Raw genomic sequence first — 17,122 nt, 5'->3', positions numbered from 1 at the left:
ATATCACCTGCGCCGGCGGCTTGGAACCGCACCGCCCATGCCATAGCGTGGAGCCATGAACGCAGTGAGAGGGCGCTTCCCGGCGCGGACCGTAAGGGTCAAGGCGCCAGGCAAAGTGAACGTCTCACTGGATGTAGGGCCGCTGCGGCCCGACGGGTACCACTCGGTGGCCAGCGTCTACCTGGCCGTCTCGCTCTATGAAGAGGTGGCCGCCACCAGCACGGAGACGGGTGAAATCACCGTCGGCATCAGCCCGGCCAGCACCCTGGACCTCGACGGCGTCGACATCCCCCTCGACGAACGCAACCTGGCCTACAAAGCCGCCGCCATCATGGCCGACGTCTCCGAGCACTCCACCGGCGTGCACCTGGAAATCACCAAGCGTGTACCGGTAGCCGGAGGCATGGGCGGTGGCTCCGCGGACGCCGCGGCGACGCTGCTGGCCTGCGACGCGCTCTGGAACAGTGGACTCTCCCGCGAGGAACTCGCCCACCTCGCCGCCGAGCTCGGCGCGGATGTGCCGTTCTCCCTGCTCGGCGGCACCGCCGTCGGCCTCGGCGTCGGGGACGAACTCTCGCCCGCGCTCGTCAAGGCCCAGACCGACTGGGTGCTGGTCACCGCGGACTTCGGCCTCTCCACCCCCGAGGTCTTCCGCACCCTCGACCGGCTCCGGGCCGAGAGCGGCGAGGCCATCGAGGAGCCCACCTCCGTGGATCCCCGGGTCCTCGCGGCGCTGCTGAGCGGCGACGCCGACGCCCTCAGCCGCGTCCTCGTCAACGACCTGCAGCGCGCCTCGATCGAACTCGCCCCCGAGCTGCGCGATGTGCTGGGCCTCGGCGAATCCTGCGGCGCCATCGCCGGGATCGTCTCCGGCTCCGGCCCCACCGTGGCGCTGCTGGCCCACAACCCCTCGGCTGCCGACGGGCTCGCCACCGAACTGCGCCACCACGGCCTGGACGCCATGGCCGTCCACGGCCCGGTGCACGGCGCTCGCATCATCTCCGATACGCTCCTTTAAGTACGTTCGCAGTACGGACCCCGGCGGGGTCCTTCAGATCCAGGAAAGCAGTTCCCCGTGGCACACCTGCTCGGCGGCGAAAACCTCACGGTTTCGTACGCAACCCGCACCGTCCTCGACGGCATCACCCTCGGCCTCGAAGAAGGGGACCGGATCGGCATGGTGGGCCGCAACGGCGACGGTAAATCCACCCTGATGCGGTTGCTTGCGCTGCGCTCCACCCCGGATTCCGGCCGCGTCACCAAACGCGGCGACGTTAACGTCGGCTACCTGGACCAGAGCGACGTGCTCGACGGTGACCTTACCGTCGGCGCCGCGATTGTCGGCGACCAGGCCGACTACGAATGGGCCCGCAATCCGCAGATCCGCGAGATCATGGGCGGGCTGGTCTCCGACGTCGACTGGCACGCCAACGTCCACTCCCTCTCGGGCGGCCAGAAGCGCCGCGTGGCGCTGGCCAAGCTGCTGATCGAGGACCATGACGTCATCATGCTCGACGAGCCCACCAACCACCTCGACGTCGAGGGCGTCGCCTGGCTGGCCCGGCACCTGAAGTCCCGCTGGCGCGCCAACCAGGGCGCCTTCCTGGTGGTCACCCACGACCGTTGGTTCCTCGACGAGGTCTGCACCAAGACCTGGGAGGTCCACGACGGCATCGTTGACCCGTTCGAGGGCGGCTACGCGGCCTACGTCCTGGCCCGCGCCGAGCGCGACCGCACCGCCGCCGTCGTCGAATCCAAGCGCCAGCAGCTGGTCAAGAAGGAACTGGCGTGGCTGCGCCGCGGCGCACCGGCCCGCACCGCCAAGCCGAAATTCCGGATCGAGGCTGCCAACGCCCTGATTGCCGACGTCCCCGAGCCGCGCGACACCACCGCGCTGAGCAAGATGGCCACCGCCCGGCTCGGCAAGGACGTGCTGGACCTGGAGAACGTCTCCCTCGACCTGCGGGGCGACGACGCCGGTCGGAAGCTCTTCGACAACATCACCCTGCGGCTGGCCCCGGGCGAGCGGCTGGGCCTGGTGGGCGTCAACGGCGCCGGCAAGACCACGCTGCTGAAACTACTCAACGGCGAGATCGAACCCACCACGGGCAAGGTCAAGCGCGGCAAGACCGTCGTCACCGCCGTCCTCACGCAGGAGGTCAAGGAGCTCGACGACGTCTCCGACCTGCGCGTGATCGAGGTCATCGAGCGGGAGAAGCGCTCCTTCAACGTCGGCGGCAAGGAATTCACCGCCGGCCAGCTCGTGGAGCAGCTGGGCTTCACGAACGAGAAGCAGTGGACCCCGGTCAAGGACCTCTCCGGCGGCGAGCGGCGCCGCCTGCAGCTGCTCCGCCTGCTGGTGGGGGAGCCGAACGTCCTGATGCTCGACGAGCCCACCAACGACCTGGACACGGACACCCTCGCGGCCGTCGAAGACGTCCTCGACGGCTGGCCGGGCACCCTCGTGGTGGTCAGCCACGACCGCTACCTGCTCGAACGCGTCACCGACCACCAGATGGCACTGCTGGGCGACGGCAAGCTCCGTGCCCTGCCGCGCGGCGTGGACCAGTACCTGGAACTGCGCGAGGCAGCCCTGGCCGGCTCCACGGTGTCCGGCGGCGGCAACCCGGTCACCTCCGGCGCCGGCGCGGCGGCATCCGCGGCGTCGGGCCCGTCCGAGGCGGAGAAGCGCGAGGCCCGCAAGGCCAAGAACCGGATCGACCGCCAGCTGGGCAAGCTGCAGCAGCAGGAGGACAAGATCCACGCCCAAATGGCGGCCAGCGCCGGCGACGCGAGCAAGTTCGACGAACTCGCCGCCCTGAACGCCAAGCTCCAGGAACTCGCCGCCGAACGCGAAAGCCTCGAACTCGAATGGCTCGAAGCCGCCGAAACCCTCGGCGAGTAATTCCGCGCTGGCCGTCGGGTTGGGATGGGTGCCGGGTTCGGCCTTCCACGCCGCGGTCGGGTTGGGTGCCGCAGGCGGCCCTTCCGCGTCGCTTAGACACAACGTTCCGGAGCCCTACGGTCGCTGAGCGACCTCCGGACCCCGGAGCGTCGCGATGCGCTCCTTTCGGAAGGACCGCCTCCGGCGATGCGTCTCGCCATCGCGCGTGGCCGAGAACACGCCGTTCTGCCGCACAAGCGGCGCCGCGGTCTTTCGCGTAGTCGCGCATCGCGGCACAACGGGCTCCGGAGGTCGCTCAGCGACCGCAGGGGCCTGTTGCGCCGAAGCGTGTCCCGAGGGCCCCGACGCGAGCTTGCGAGTGTTGGGACGGGACTAAGCGCTAAGCGACGGCGAAGGGCCGTTGCGCCGCGGTGGTGACCACGACATCGCAGGGCAACCGCGCCGCGAAGGTGACCACGACGGCGAAGGGCCACCGCGCCGCGAAGGCAACCACAGGCTCAGCCGTCGATCTGCAGGCCCGGGTCCTTTTGCAGGCCGGTGAGGCCGTTCCAGGCGAGGTTCACCAGGTGCGCGGCCAGCTCGTGCTTGTTCGGGGTGCGGGTGTCCTGCCACCACTGTCCGGTCATCGCCACCATACCCACCAGCATCTGGGCGTAGATGGCGCCGTCCGCGGCGCTGAAGCCGCGGCGGGAGAATTCGTCGGCCAGGATGTGCTCAACCCGGGTGGTGACCTGGGCCAGCAGTGCGGGGAAGGCTCCGCCGGGCTGGGCCGGGGGAGCGTCGCGGACCAGGATCCGGAAGCCCTCGGCCCGGTCCTCGATGTAGCCCAGCAGTGCCAGGATCGCCCGCTCCACCAGGACCCGAGGCTTCGCGTCGGCGGAGAGTGCCCCGCCGACGGCGCCCAGCAGGATCCCGAACTCGTGGGAGACGACCTGGCTGTAGAGGCCCTCCTTGGAGCCGAAGTGCTCGTAGATCACCGGTTTGGAGACCCCGGCGGCCGAGGCGATCTCCTCGATGGTGGTGGCGTCCCGGCCGCGGGCGGCGAACAGGCCGCGGCCGACGTCGAGCAACTGCAGCCGCCGCGCGGCTCCGGTCATCCGGGGCCGCGGGATGTGGCCCGGCGCCCGCACCGGCATGCCGGTGCGGTGGTCCGCCCCTCCGGACCCGCCTGCGTTCTCACTCACAGCATCCATCATGCCCTAATCCGCGCGGCCCCCGCGGACCGCCGAGTCGCACGAGCAACATGCTTCGTGGCAGAATTGGCTCTCGTGCCAGGGCCTAACCGCCGGGCATGGTCCGCTCTGGTGTAATGGCAGCACCCCGGCCTTTGGAGCCGTGGAGTATAGGTTCGAGTCCTATGGGCGGAACTGCGGCAGCGGGTGGGGGCCCTGTGGATTCCAGTAGGATGGACAGGATGCCGAGATCCACCGAGCAGCGGCCACGAGTCGGGCCGCTGAGCAAGGAGAGCCCGTACGTGAGCCCCGAGAACACCGGCCCAGCCGCCGTCATAGTCCTTGCAGCAGGCGCCGGTACCCGGATGAAGTCCCGTACCCCCAAGATTCTCCACGAGATCGGCGGCCGTTCCCTGGTCGGCCACGCCCTGAACGCCGCGCGCGCCCTGCACCCGGAGGAGCTGGCCCTCGTGGTCCGGCACGAACGTGACCTCGTGGCCGCGCACATCGCGGCGCTGGATCCCGAGGCGCTGATCGTGGACCAGGACCACATCCCCGGCACCGGCCGCGCCGTCGAGGCGGCCCTCGAGGCGCTCGACGCCCGGCACGCCGGCGGCCCGCTGACCGGCACCGTCGTCGTCACCTACGGCGATGTCCCGCTGCTCACCGGCGGCCTGCTCGCCGAACTGGTGGCCGCGCACGAGGCCGGCGGCAACGCCGTCACCGTGCTGACCGCCGTGCTCGACGACGCCACCGGCTACGGCCGCATCCTCCGAGCCGAGGACGGCACCGTCACCGGCATCCGCGAACACAAGGACGCCTCCGAGGCCGAGCGCGGCATCCGCGAGATCAACTCCGGCATCTACGCCTTCGACGCCGCCGTCCTCCGCGACGCGCTGGCCCACGTCACCACCGACAACGCCCAGGGCGAGAAGTACCTCACCGACGTCCTGGCCCTGGCCCGGGCCGCCGGCGGCCGCGTCGCCGCCGTCGTCACCGAGGACCGCTGGCAGGTCGAGGGCGCCAACGACCGCGTCCAGCTCTCCGCCCTCGGCGCCGAGCACAACCGCCGCACCGTCGAGGCCTGGATGCGCGCCGGCGTCACCGTCGTCGACCCCGCCACCACCTGGATCGACGCGACCGTCACCCTCGACGAGGACGTCCGCCTGCTGCCGAACACGCAGCTGCACGGCGCCACCCGTATCGCCCGCGACGCCGTCGTCGGCCCCGATACCACGCTCACCGACGTCGAGGTGGGGGAGGGCGCGAAGGTCATCCGCACCCACGGCTCCGGCTCGCGCATCGGCGCCCGCGCCTCGGTGGGACCGTTCACCTACCTCCGCCCGGGCACCGACCTCGGCGAGACCGGCAAGATCGGCGCGTTCTATGAAACCAAGAACGTCACCATCGGCCGCGGCTCCAAGCTCTCCCACCTGGGCTACGCCGGCGACGCCGAAATCGGTGAGGACACCAACATCGGCTGCGGCAACATCACCGCCAACTACGACGGCGAGAAAAAGCACCGCACCATCATCGGCTCCGGCGTCCGCACCGGCTCGAACACCGTCTTCGTCGCCCCGGTCCAGGTCGGCGACGGCGCCTACAGCGGCGCCGGCGCCGTGATCCGCAGCGACGTTCCCGCGGGCGCCCTGGCCCTCTCCCTGGCCAAGCAGCGCAATGCCGAAGGCTGGGTCGCGGCGAACCGCCCCGGCTCCATCTCGGCGACCCTGGCCGAGGCGGCCGGCACCACAACTTCCTCCACTACTCCGGCACCAACAGAAGAGGGCTAGCAAACATGAGCGAAATTACGGCACACGGCGAGAAGAAGCTGGTGCTGGCCGCCGGGCGGGCGCACCCGGAGCTGGCACGGGAGATCGCCAAGGAGCTGGGCACCGAACTGCTGCCGCTGGACGCCTACGACTTCGCCAACGGCGAGATCTACGTCCGCGCCGGCGAGAGCGTCCGCGGTACCGACGCCTTCGTGATCCAGGCGCACCCGGCCCCGCTGAACAACTGGCTCATGGAACAGCTGATCATGATCGATTCGCTCAAGCGGGCCTCCGCCAAGCGCATCACCGTGGTCTCCCCGTTCTACCCGTACGCCCGCCAGGACAAGAAGGGCCGCGGCCGCGAGCCGATCTCCGCCCGCCTGGTAGCCGACCTGTACAAGACCGCCGGCGCCGACCGGATCATGAGCGTGGACCTGCACACCTCGCAGATCCAGGGCTTCTTCGACGGCCCCGTGGACCACCTGATGGCCATCCCGCTGCTGGCGGACTACATCCGCACCCGGGTCGGCTCCGACAACATCACCGTCGTCTCCCCGGACACCGGCCGCGTCCGGGTCGCCGAACAGTGGGCCGAGCGCCTCGGCGGCGCCCCGCTGGCCTTCGTGCACAAGAGCCGCGACCTGACCGTGCCGAACCAGGCCGTCTCCAAGACCGTTGTCGGCCAGATCGAGGGCCGCACCTGCGTGCTGATCGACGACATGATCGACACCGGTGGAACCATCTCCGGTGCCGTCCAGGTGCTGAAGAACGCCGGGGCCAAGGACGTCATCATCGCCGCCACGCACGCCGTGTTCTCCGACCCGGCAGCCAAGCGCCTCTCCGAGTCCGGTGCCCGCGAGGTCGTCGTGACCAACACCCTGCCGATCGCCGCCAACAAGCACTTCCCGCAGCTGACCGTGCTCTCGATCGCGCCGTTGATCGCCCGCGCGATCCGCGAAGTGTTCGACGACGGCTCCGTTACCAGCCTGTTCGACGGCAACGCCTGACAGCCCGCTTCACCACGGCAGTGCCGGGCCCCGTTTAGCACATCGGGGGCCGGCACTGCTAGACTTTTTCCCGATACCTTGGCGAGGGAGAGCGCCGGCACAACAGCCGGTCTCCGTTATCGACTGGGTCTGAATCTCCTTCTGAAGTGGGCCACGCGCCCGGCGTCGAAGGTCGCTGACAGACCTCCGCCCTTGCTGAACCACCGTTCCACCAGAGGAGACGCTATGTCTGAGCAGAAGCTCGCAGCAGAAGTACGCACCGAATTCGGCAAGGGCTTCGCCCGCCGCGCCCGCATGGCCGGCCTCATCCCCGCCGTCATCTACGGCCACGGCGCCGAGCCGATCCACGTGACCCTGCCGTCGAAGGCCACCACCCTGGCCGTCCGCACCCCCAACGCCCTGCTGAACCTGGACATCAACGGCGAATCCCACCTCGCCCTGGTCAAGGACATCCAGCGCAACGCCGTCAAGCAGATCGTCGAGCACCTCGACCTGCTGACGGTCCGCCAGGGCGAGAAGGTTTCCGTTGACGTCCCCGTCACGGTCACCGGCGAAGTTGCTCCGGGCAACGTCCACAACCTGGAACTGACCACCGTTCCGCTCGAGGCCGAGGCAACCCACCTGCCGACCGCCGTCGAGGTCAGCGTCGAAGGCCGCGCCGCCGGCGAGCACGTGCTCGCCTCCGACCTGGTCCTGCCGAAGGGCACCACCCTGCTGGCCGACGCCGATACCCTGGTCGTCAACGTCTCCGAGGCCGTCGAGCTCGAGGTCGAGGAAGAAGAGACCGGCGAAGAGGCTCCGGAAGCCGGCGAGGAAGCTGCCGAGGAAGAGTCCTCCGAAGCTGCCGCCGAGTAATTACGGCGAAACGTCCGGCGGCCGGGTCCCACAGGGGCCCGGCCGCCGTCGTCTGTGCCCACCCCGCCCCGGCGGGCCGCCCTGAAAGGATCCACCCATGAGCGAAACCTGGCTGATCGTCGGGCTCGGCAACCCCGGCGCCGAATACGCCCACAACCGGCACAACGTCGGCCAGATGGTCCTCGACGACCTCGCCGCGCGGGTGGGCGGGGGCTTCAAGTCGCACAAGGCGGCGCGGGCCCAGGTGCTGGAGGGCCGGCTGGGCATCGGCGGCCCGCGCGTTGTGCTGGCCAAGCCGCTGACGTATATGAACGTCTCCGGCGGGCCGGTCTCGGCGCTGACGAAGTTCTACGACATCGACCCCGCCCACGTGATCGCCGTCCACGACGAGATCGACATCCCCTTCGACACCATCAAACTCAAGCTCGGCGGCGGCGAGGGCGGCCACAACGGCCTGCGCGACATCTCCAAGGCCCTCGCCACCAAGGATTACCTCCGGGTCCGCGTGGGCGTGGGACGGCCGCCGGGCCGGATGGACACCGCCGACTTCGTGCTCCGTGACTTCGCCGGACCCGAGAAAAAGGAACTGCCCTTCCTGGTGGGCTCGGCCGCCGACGCCGTGGAGGACCTCATCCGCGAGGGCCTGCTCGCCGCGCAGCAGAAGTTCCACCCCGCGAAGGCCTGACCGCCGCACCTCCCGGCCATAGCCGCGGGGCCCCCGGCTGGCAAGGGCCCTAGTCTCCTTCCCGAGCCTTCCGGCGCGCCGTTATGATCGCCATACTTCCGTGTCGCGGGGTAGGGTTACGCTACTTCCATGCCGACGGCGCGGGATAAGCCGTCCGCAAGCGGTAAGAGGGGGCTTGATGTCGAGGGATACGCTGAATTGGGGGGACGTCTCCGTGACGGTGCCTCCCGCTCCGGCCAGGGCCGGCGCAGCCAGCGGCGACGACCGGGGCGCGGCCGCGCCATCCGCCGGGCGGCATTCCTGGTCAGGCCTGGCACGCGGGGCCGACGCCGACCGCGTGGTCCGTGCCCTGACCGCCCCCGAGGGCATGGGGGTGGTGATCACCGGCGACCGCGGGGTGGGTAAGTCGCTCGTCGGGCGCAGCGCCATCGCCGCCTTCGGCGCGGACGTCTACACCCTCCAGCTCCGCAGCCCGGGCAATGGTACCGCCACCCCCTACGGCTGCCTGTCCTTCACCCTGGCCCGCCTCCCGCAAAGCTCCCTGGGTTCACCGACGGCCATCCTGCACGGGATCACCTCGTTAATCCGGGACGACGCCGCGGGCCGCAAATGCGTCATCCTGCTCGATAACGCCGGCGCCCTGGATGAGCAGAGCACCGGGGTGCTGCTGAACCTGCTGCAGACCGGCACCGCCCGCCTGGCCGCCACCGCGCAGCGCACCACCGACCTCCCGCCGGACTTCTACTGGCTCATCACCTCCGGTCAGCTGGCCGAGGTCAGGCTCTCCGCCATGACCGAACTGGAGACCCGGAAGGTGCTGCAGGCAGCCCTGGGGCACCGCGTATCGACTGCCCTGGCGAGCCAGCTGCACGAACTGGTCGGCGGCAGCCCCACGCTGCTGCAGGCCGTGGTCTCCGAACAGATCGAGCGCGGCAACCTGGTCCTCGCCGGCTCCGTGTGGACCTTGGTGGACGAAGTGGTCCTGGACGGCCGCACCGCCCTGGAGGACATCGTCCGTGCACGCTACGCCCGCGAATCCCCGGAGGCCCGCGAGGTCATCGAGGTGCTCTCCTGCGCCCGGAGCATGTCGCTGTCCCGCCTGGCCCGGATGTACGGCCCGTCCCCCATCGCGGACATGGAGGAGGCCGGCCAGATCGTTGTCGACCGCACCGACCGGCACTTCGTCACCCTCGGCGACCGCTACCTGGGGGACATCGTCCGGAACTGGCTCAGCGTGGAGCGCCGCCTGGAGCTGCGGGACAAGGTCCCCGGTCACCGGGAAGAGGAGCTGGGCGAGCTCACCGTCCAGGACCTGCTGGCCTACGCCGCCTGGACCCTCGACTGCAACGCCGAACTCGCACCCGCCCACGCCCTGGCAGCGGCTCAGGCGGCCGTGCGGCTTTTCGACCCCAAATTCGCGCTGAAATGTGCCGGCAGCATCAGGTCCCGGGACCGCGAATGGCCCGAGGGCCAGCAGCAAAAAGCCGCCGCCTACCTCCAGCTGGGCCTGCCGCTGCAGGCAATGTCCGCCTTAGACGACATCTCCGAGGCCCAGCTGATGGCGCTGCCTCCGCGGGCGTTCGCCAACTTCATCGCCTCGAAGGCCGACTGCATGGCCTGGCTCGAGGACCGCTCCGGAAAGGTCCCGGAACTGCTCCGGCAGGCCCGGCTCCGGCTCCAGGAGTCCGGCCCCGACACCGAGGCCGACGGGCTGGCCTGCGCGGGCCTCTGCCTCGAGCTGTGCGAATTCAATTACCTGTCCTTCATCGGCGACTACGCGCCCATGATGCAGCGCCTCAGGGACGCCGCCGAGAACACCGCCGCGGATGCCGTCGACCCCGACTTCCGGCTCCGCGCCGCCATCATTCTGATGGAGGCGCTCGGCATGACCGGCCGGGAACTCGAGGCCCGGTCCGTGATGCGGGACATCGCCGGCCAGCTGGGTGAGCGGGCCAACGTTCCGCGGCTTAGGGAAAACTTCGCCTGGCGGTCCTTCAACGTCCTGCTCCTGGCCGGGCAGTGGCGCCAGAGCATCGACATGCTCAAGGACGCCAGCGGCCGGGCCGGGCACGGCCTGCACTCCGGCAGCGCCGCCACGGACCTCGCCGTCGGCCTCGCCTATGTCTACGCCGGCCGCGGCCACCTGGCCCTGGACCCGCTGCTGGCTGCGATAGCCCAGTTGGAGGTCCGGCCCAGCCTGCAGTCGCTGCGCCAGGCCTATGCCGCCGCGGCCTTCGCCTACGCCCAGATGGGCAACTCGGTCCAGGCCACCATCTACCTGGACCGGGCCCGCTCCGCCGACGGACCGGGCCGGTTCGTCGTCAGCAGCTCCGCGGACTTCTGCATGGACATGGCCTCCCGCTGGCTGGGGGACCCGGACGCCAAGGACCGGCTGGTCCGCGCGGCCGAACGCTACGACCGCGACGGCCTCTACACGCTGGCCGGCATCAGCATGCTGGGCGCCACCGTGAACGGCACGGTCAAGGACTTCCTGTTCATGGAGGAAATCGCCGGCCGGCGGCAGGGCCAGCTGGCCGAACTGTCCCGGGTGGTCGCCGTCGGGAGCCGGAAAAAAGACGCCGAAACCATGCTCGACGCCGCCGCCCTGGCCGCCGCGCTGGAGCTCGACGCGGTCCAGGCCCGGTGCGCGGCGCTGGCGTTCGACTTCGCCCGGGGCGCCGGCCAGGCCAGCCTCGCCACCGCGGCGCACAGCATGCTGGAGTCCCTCACCGACTCGGTACCGTCGCTGCCGGTGATACCCAGGAACAAGGGGCCGCTGCTGACCGACCGGGAACGGCAGATCGCGTCCCTGGCCGGAAACGGCGTCACCAACAAGGACATCGCCCAGGAAATCGGCATCTCCGTCCGCACCGTCGAAGGCCACCTGTACCAGGTCTTCACGAAGCTCGGGGTGTCCTCGCGGAGTGATCTGCTTGGACTCATCTAAGGCCACCACCGCCTCCCGGGAGACCCGGAGCGCGGGCCTGACCGGACGGGCCGAGGACCTGCGCGCCGCGGCCGAGGCCCTGCGGGGCGGCATGCACGTGGCCGTGTTGCTGGTGGGCGAGCACGGCATCGGCAAGTCCACCCTTATGGAGGCCGTCGCCACCGAACTCCGGGACGAGGTCACCGCCGTCCGCCTCCACGGCAGCCCGGCCCTGGGCAGCGTCCCCTACGGTGTCCTCGCGCCCTACATTGTGGAGCTTCCGGTGGAGGAAGCCACGTCGCAGCTGGCCGTGCTGCGGACCTTCTGGAGCCACCTGGAGGCCCGGCGGCGGGTCACCGGCCAGCCGCTGCTGCTGATTGTGGACGACGCCCATGACCTGGACGAGGCCACCGCCTCGGTGCTGGTGGAGCTCGCGGCCGCCGGTTGGGCGAAACTGCTGGTCAGCGCGGCCGTCCGTCCGGGACTGCCCACCCCGCTGCTGGAGCTGTGGTTCGAGGGCATCGCGGAACGGCACGACCTGCGCCCCCTGACCCTCGAACAGACGCAGGACTTCCTGGCCGAGAGGCTGGGCCCGCAGGTGCTGCCGAGTGCCGCGGAAATGCTCTGGCACGCTTCCGCCGGAAACCCGCTGCTGCTGACCTGCCTGATCGACGACGCCCGGAACGACGGCACGCTGAAGCAGCACAACGGCGTCTGGCTCCTCACCCGCGCCCTGAACAGCCACGGCGAGCGGCTCACCGACGTCGTGCGCCGGCAGCTGCTCCGCCTCTCCGCGGACGAGCGCACGGCCCTGAACCTCGTGGCACTCTCCGAGCCGGTGTCCCGGAAACTCATCGAGGCCATGGTGGACGAGGACACCGTCGCCGGACTGGTCGAACAGGAACTGCTCCGGGTGACCGACGCGGCCGAACCGGAGCTGCGGCTCTGGCACACCACCTACGGCGACACCCTGCGGAACCTCGTGTCCCCGGCCCGCAGCCTCCAGCTCCGGCAGGGCCTGCTCCGGCTGATGGACCGGGAACCGGCCAGCGCCGAAGGCCTGCTCCGCCAGGTGAGCTGGTCGCTGGAGTGCGGCATGGAGGTCGGCGACCGTCAGCTGCTGCGCGCCGCCGCGCTGGCCAGCGGACTCTTCGAGGACGAGCTTGCCCGCCGCGCTGCCGGCCAGGTCAAGGACCCGGACCTGCGCATGGCGGGACGGGCAATCGTGGCACGCACGTACTACAACACCGCCAACCACGCCGCCGCCCGGGACATCCTGGAGGCGGACTTCGGCCGGGGCGGCACCGTCACGAGCCTGCTCTCCGGCACGCTGCTGTGGGCGGCCGTCCTCACCGCCCTGGGTCACAAGCCGGCCGAGATCGTCCGGCGCTCGGAGGAGTTGTTGGCCGCGGGCGAGCGGCTCGCCGGGGAACGCCCGGCCGAGGCGGAGAGCATCCGGGCCGCCACCGCCGCGCGGGTCCGCTCCCTCCGTGCGCTGGCGCGGGCGCTGGCGGGGGAACGCGAGGACGACGGCGGTGCGGAGCCCGGCGAATCCTTCCCCGCCGCGGAGACCGGTGACGGGCTCCCGGACAACCACCTGGAGCGCGCCTTCGAGCTGGCCCTGGAGGCCGAGCAACTGCTGGTCCGGGGCAAAACCGAGGACGCCTACGCGGCCGCGACCCGGGGGATCGAGGCCGCCGGGAAGGCCGATGAGGAGGTCTCCTTCCTCACCGACTTCCTCGCCGTCCGCGCGGCCACCCCGCTGGTGCACGGGGGAAACTGGAGCGGCGCGGAGGGAGTGCTTGGCGGCTTCTCGGCCAGTTACGGGGCCAGCCTGATTGCCTTTGGCGGCGGCGTCCACACGGCGGCAGGGATCATGCTGCTCTACCAGGGCCGTGCCGCCGAGGCGAAGAAGACCCTGCGGGTAGGCCTGGAGGCCCTGCGGATCGCCGACGCCCAGCAGCTCTTCGCCCTGACCGCGGCCATGGCTTTCGCCGCCGCAGCGGAGGTGGGGGCCAAGAGCAAGGCCGCGGGGCTGCTGGCGGACTACGAATCCGCCAGGCCGCCGGCCTCCCGGTACCTGCGCACCCTCGCCGCGATGGCGGTGGTCTACGGGAAAGCGAAACTGGAAGACCACCCGGATGCCCTCGGGGAGCTGCGGCGGCTGGGGGAGTCCGCGGGACCCGACGGCGCCGGACTCGAGTTCGAGTCGCTGGCCTGGCGGCTGGCCCTCGGTGACAAGAGCGCCGCGGGCCGGCTGCGGGAACTCGCGCCGGACCTGGACGGCCGGCGCCCGGCGGCGGTCTGCGCCTATGCGGCGGCGCTGGGCACCGGGGACGCCGGGGAACTGCTGGCGGCGGCCAAGAGCTGCGAGCAAGCCGAGCTGTGGGGGTTCGCGGCGCAGGCCTACGACGACGCCGCCGCCGCGTACCGCGAGGCGGGGGACACCCTGCGGGAACGGGTAGCGACCGCGCAGCGCCAGCGCTGCCGTGACCGCGCGTCCAGCACCCCGGGGCAGGAGCCGGACGCCCAGGACGGTGCCCTGGCGCTGCTCACCCGGCGTGAACGGGACATCGTCGCCCGCGCCGTCCGCGGCCTGAGCGACCGCCAGATCGCCGCCGAACTGCAGGTCTCCGTCCGCACCGTGGAGGGCCACCTCTACCGCAGCTACGCCAAGCTGAATATCAAGGGCCGCGAGGACCTGCGCCGCCTCGCCGCCGACGACTGACCCGGAATCCGCTACAGTTTTGCGTGCGGCCCGCCCCTGCCCGCAATTACCCGACCACGCACAGAACAGGCCGCCGGAGCCGCCTACGCCCGGATGCGTACCCGGTGACGCGGACCGGCGGGGGACTACTTGGTCCATCCCGGAGCCTCCGGCCAAGGAACTGAGTACACCCAAGTAAAGGCCTCCGAATACCTGTCTTCCAATCGGGTACTACCTACGGGTGTCATCGCCGGGGCTCATCCATACGGTGGAGCTATCACTGGCTATCCATTGATTGCGAAGGTCTCTCCCATGTTTCAGCATGACACCGGCGTGCCCGCCGGCAGCGGTAAAACAGATGTGATTCCACCCGCGCACCATGCCGCCGGCGGGCGGCCCGACAAACAGCAAACCCGCCAGCACATTATTGACGACGTCGTGGAAACCTTGACCTCCGGGTCCGGCTGCGGCGTCGTTTTGGTAGGCGAGCACGGCGCCGGCAAGTCCTTCATCGCCCAGCGCGCGCTGGAGCAGCTGGGGGAGGACTACCTGGTGGTCCAGGTCCGCGGCAGCTCGATCTCCTCGAAGCTGCCCTACGGGGCGCTCAGCGTGCTGCTCAACGACCTCGACTCCTCCCACCTCGAACACCCGCTCATGGTCCTGCGCGGCCTGACCCAGCTGCTGCACGCCAAGGCCCAGGGCCGCACCATCGCCCTGTTCGTGGACAACGCCCACGACCTGGACGACCTCTCCTGCATGATGGTCGCCCAGCTCAGCGCCGGCGGCCACGTCACCCTCCTGGCCGCCTGCGTGGACCTGCCGCATGTCGGCGGCGACATCATGGGCCTGTGGAAGGACGACCTCCTGCGCCGCGTGGATCTGGAGCCGTTCGACTTCGCCGAGACCTCGGCCACCCTCAACCAGGAGTACGGCGGCCACTTCTCGCACGCCGCGGCCCGCGCCCTCTGGACCGCCAGCGGCGGCAACGCACTCTTCCTGCACTCCCTGGCCCGCGAACAGATCAAGCTGGGCGCGATCGCCAAGCAGGACGGCACCTGGGTCCTCGGCCGCCGCCCGATCTCGCTCACCGGCGAGGTCCGGGACGTGGTCAAGGCACGCCTGAACCGCCTCAGCCCCGGCCAGCGGGACGTGTTCGAACTGCTGGCGCTCGCCGGTGCCGTGTCCCTGCAGACGCTCATGAACATCTTTAACCCGCACGACATGGACACCCTGCAGGAACGCGGCCTCATCCAGGTCAGCCACGAGCACCCGCCGACCGTCCGGGTCTCCAACACCGTGACCGCAGCCATCGTCGGAAGCGTCGTCCCCCCGGGCCGCAGCGCCGAACTGCGCCGCCGCCTCACCGCCGTGCAGGAAACCGCCAATAGCCTCGAACCCGGCGGCCCCACCGGGGTGGCCTGGGCGCTGGACTGCGGCGAGCAGATCACCCCCGAGCTGGCCCTCGCGGCGGCCCGGCGCGCCAACGACTCCTCCGATCCCGCCGCCGCCCTGCGCTTCCTGCACGCGGTCGAGGAACTGGCGGAGATGCCCGCGGCCGTCATTGAAGCCGCCAGGGCCCACCTGGGCCTCGGCAACGACGAGGCCGCACGCCGGCTGCTGTACCCGCTGGTTGGCGGCCAGGGCTCCGACCTCACCGCCCCCGAGTGGGTGGGGGTCAACATCCTGCTCGCCGACCTGGAACACCGCGGCCCCGGGACGGCCCCCGCCGCCTCCGGACGGGTGCTGGACCTGCGACCGTCGCTCGCGGCCCGGCCTGACGCCGACACCGACGCCGGACGCCGCGCGGCGGCGCAGCTTCGGCTGGCCGAGGCCAGGCTGGCAGTCCAGGAGGGCCGGTACACCGACGTGCTGGCCATGCGCGAGGACCTCGACGTCGCGGACCTCAGCACAGAATCCGGCGTCGTCGCCGGCGGCCTGCTCTGCGAGGCCATGGCGGTGACCGGCAACGTCCTGGGCGCCACCGGCCTGGCCAAGCAGGTCCTCTCCGCCGCGGCCACGGTCCCCATGACGGACCGGAACCTGCGCGAACTCCGCGGCCGGATGCTCCTGCTGATGCTGCTCTCCGCCCGGTTCAAGGAGGCTGGCGAGTTCCTGACCCTCACCTCCGAGGTGCCGGACCCGCATTCACGCCTGGGCGGCATGTTCGAGATCGGTGAGGGACTCATCAGCCTGCACGCGGGCCGGCTCGAGGAGGCCCTGCACAGCCTCGAGGCCGGGCTCTGGCAGCTGCGGACCAACGACCGGGACGCCCTCACCGGACTCGCCACGGCGGCCTGCGCCTACGCCAACGGACTGCACGGCAACGCCGACGAGGCCGCGGTCCAGCTGGCGGAACTCTCCGCCCTGGAACACCCGGCCCCGTGGCTCACCGCGCGGCTCACCCGCTACTTCGAGCTGGGCGCCACCGCGGAACTGGGCCAGCGGGCCGCCGCGATCCGCGCCCTGGCAGCCGAGGCGGACGCCGACTCCGAGGCGGGAGCCGTGGCCACCGCGCTGTTGTTCCAGTCCGCCGCCGCGCGGCTCGGCGACCGCCAGGCCAGCCAGAAGCTCGGCGGCCTGGCCGGCAGCGTCACGGGCCAGTTCGCGATGCTCTGCCTGCGCCTGGCCAACGGCGTCAAGGACGCCGCCAGCGAGGCGCTGCTGACCGTGGCCAAGGATGCCGACGCCGCGGGCGACGCCGTCTTCGCCCGGGACGTGGCGCGCAAGGCCGTCACCTGCGCCAACGACGCCGGCAACCGGATCGCCCTGCGGGTCGCCCAGCGCACCGAGCACATGCTGGACGAACGCTTCGGCGGACCCCGCAACGGCGTCCAGGCCCTGACCTCGTCCATCCTCACAGCACGCGAGTGCGAGGTCGCGGTCCGGGCCGCGGCCGGGACGTCGAACCGCAAGATTGCCGAACAGATGCAGGTCTCGGTCCGGACCGTGGAAGGCCACCTCTACCAGGTGTACGCCAAGCTCCATCTGGCGAGCCGGTCCGAACTTAAAGATGCCATCGCCGGAACCACCGGCAACGCCCGCATCGGCTAGCGGGGCGCCACAGCTCATCGGGCCCGGCGGCCGCCAGCCGCCAGC

At 70.8% G+C, this 17,122-nt stretch carries 10 protein-coding genes and 1 tRNA gene; 10 read left to right on the top strand and 1 reads right to left on the bottom strand.

The annotated features are described in order from the left end of the window. Nucleotides 1-55 precede the first annotated feature (55 nt). Nucleotides 56-1,018: a 4-(cytidine 5'-diphospho)-2-C-methyl-D-erythritol kinase gene (locus QWJ39_RS14300; protein WP_290258515.1), complete on the top strand. Its 963-nt coding sequence runs from the start codon at nucleotides 56-58 to the stop codon at nucleotides 1,016-1,018. Nucleotides 1,019-1,075: 57 nt separating this feature from the next. Continuing rightward, entirely contained in the window at nucleotides 1,076-2,905 is a 1,830-nt protein-coding gene (locus tag QWJ39_RS14295) for an ABC-F family ATP-binding cassette domain-containing protein (protein WP_290258514.1), read from the top strand. Between the two features lie 497 nt (nucleotides 2,906-3,402). On the opposite strand, the gene QWJ39_RS14290 is transcribed toward QWJ39_RS14295, so the two are convergent. Beyond that, nucleotides 3,403-4,041, bottom strand: a complete 639-nt coding sequence (locus QWJ39_RS14290) for a TetR/AcrR family transcriptional regulator (RefSeq protein WP_290258586.1) — start codon at nucleotides 4,039-4,041, stop codon at nucleotides 3,403-3,405. Between the two features lie 159 nt (nucleotides 4,042-4,200). Here QWJ39_RS14290 and QWJ39_RS14285 point away from each other — a divergent pair. The 8 genes from QWJ39_RS14285 to QWJ39_RS14250 all read left to right on the top strand — a co-directional run bounded on the left by QWJ39_RS14285 (nucleotide 4,201) and on the right by QWJ39_RS14250 (nucleotide 17,077). Beyond that, nucleotides 4,201-4,272: transfer RNA gene (locus QWJ39_RS14285), tRNA-Gln, on the top strand. A 107-nt stretch (nucleotides 4,273-4,379) separates the two neighbouring features. Next, entirely contained in the window at nucleotides 4,380-5,867 is a 1,488-nt protein-coding gene (gene glmU, locus QWJ39_RS14280; protein WP_290258585.1) for a bifunctional UDP-N-acetylglucosamine diphosphorylase/glucosamine-1-phosphate N-acetyltransferase GlmU, read from the top strand. A gap of 5 nt (nucleotides 5,868-5,872) precedes the next feature. After that, nucleotides 5,873-6,853 carry a ribose-phosphate diphosphokinase gene (locus QWJ39_RS14275; protein WP_290258513.1) on the top strand — a complete coding sequence of 327 codons (981 nt, stop codon included), beginning with the start codon at nucleotides 5,873-5,875 and terminating at the stop codon, nucleotides 6,851-6,853. A gap of 225 nt (nucleotides 6,854-7,078) precedes the next feature. Then, entirely contained in the window at nucleotides 7,079-7,708 is a 630-nt protein-coding gene (locus QWJ39_RS14270) for a 50S ribosomal protein L25/general stress protein Ctc (RefSeq protein ID WP_290258512.1), read from the top strand. A 97-nt stretch (nucleotides 7,709-7,805) separates the two neighbouring features. After that, nucleotides 7,806-8,393, top strand: coding sequence for an aminoacyl-tRNA hydrolase (gene pth / locus QWJ39_RS14265; protein ID WP_290258511.1), 588 nt, complete (start codon nucleotides 7,806-7,808; stop codon nucleotides 8,391-8,393). A gap of 214 nt (nucleotides 8,394-8,607) precedes the next feature. Further along, nucleotides 8,608-11,340: a LuxR C-terminal-related transcriptional regulator gene (locus QWJ39_RS14260; RefSeq protein ID WP_290258510.1), complete on the top strand. Its 2,733-nt coding sequence runs from the start codon at nucleotides 8,608-8,610 to the stop codon at nucleotides 11,338-11,340. Beyond that, nucleotides 11,327-14,047 (top strand): LuxR family transcriptional regulator, encoded by a 2,721-nt coding sequence (locus tag QWJ39_RS14255; protein ID WP_290258509.1) that lies wholly within the window; start codon nucleotides 11,327-11,329, stop codon nucleotides 14,045-14,047. Before QWJ39_RS14260 ends, QWJ39_RS14255 begins: the two co-directional genes overlap by 14 nt. A gap of 417 nt (nucleotides 14,048-14,464) precedes the next feature. After that, nucleotides 14,465-17,077, top strand: a complete 2,613-nt coding sequence (locus QWJ39_RS14250; protein ID WP_290258507.1) for a LuxR C-terminal-related transcriptional regulator — start codon at nucleotides 14,465-14,467, stop codon at nucleotides 17,075-17,077. Nucleotides 17,078-17,122: the final 45 nt, after the last annotated feature.

Origin of the sequence: Arthrobacter sp. YD4 (assembly GCF_030410515.1) — a bacterium.
Taxonomy (GTDB): Bacteria; Actinomycetota; Actinomycetes; order Actinomycetales; family Micrococcaceae; genus Arthrobacter.
Note: the sequence above shows the minus strand (reverse complement) of the source record. Positions and strands in the feature narration are given on the sequence as shown.

Excerpts from the sequence above, each read along its gene's own strand:
- QWJ39_RS14275 (WP_290258513.1), top strand. The coding sequence starts at position 5,873 with ATGAGCGAAATTACGGCACACGGCGAGAAGAAGCTGGTGCTGGCCGCC.
- QWJ39_RS14300 (WP_290258515.1), top strand. The coding sequence starts at position 56 with ATGAACGCAGTGAGAGGGCGCTTCCCGGCGCGGACCGTAAGGGTCAAG.
- QWJ39_RS14290 (WP_290258586.1), bottom strand. The coding sequence starts at position 4,041 with ATGCCGGTGCGGGCGCCGGGCCACATCCCGCGGCCCCGGATGACCGGA.
- QWJ39_RS14270 (WP_290258512.1), top strand. The coding sequence starts at position 7,079 with ATGTCTGAGCAGAAGCTCGCAGCAGAAGTACGCACCGAATTCGGCAAG.
- pth (WP_290258511.1), top strand. The coding sequence starts at position 7,806 with ATGAGCGAAACCTGGCTGATCGTCGGGCTCGGCAACCCCGGCGCCGAA.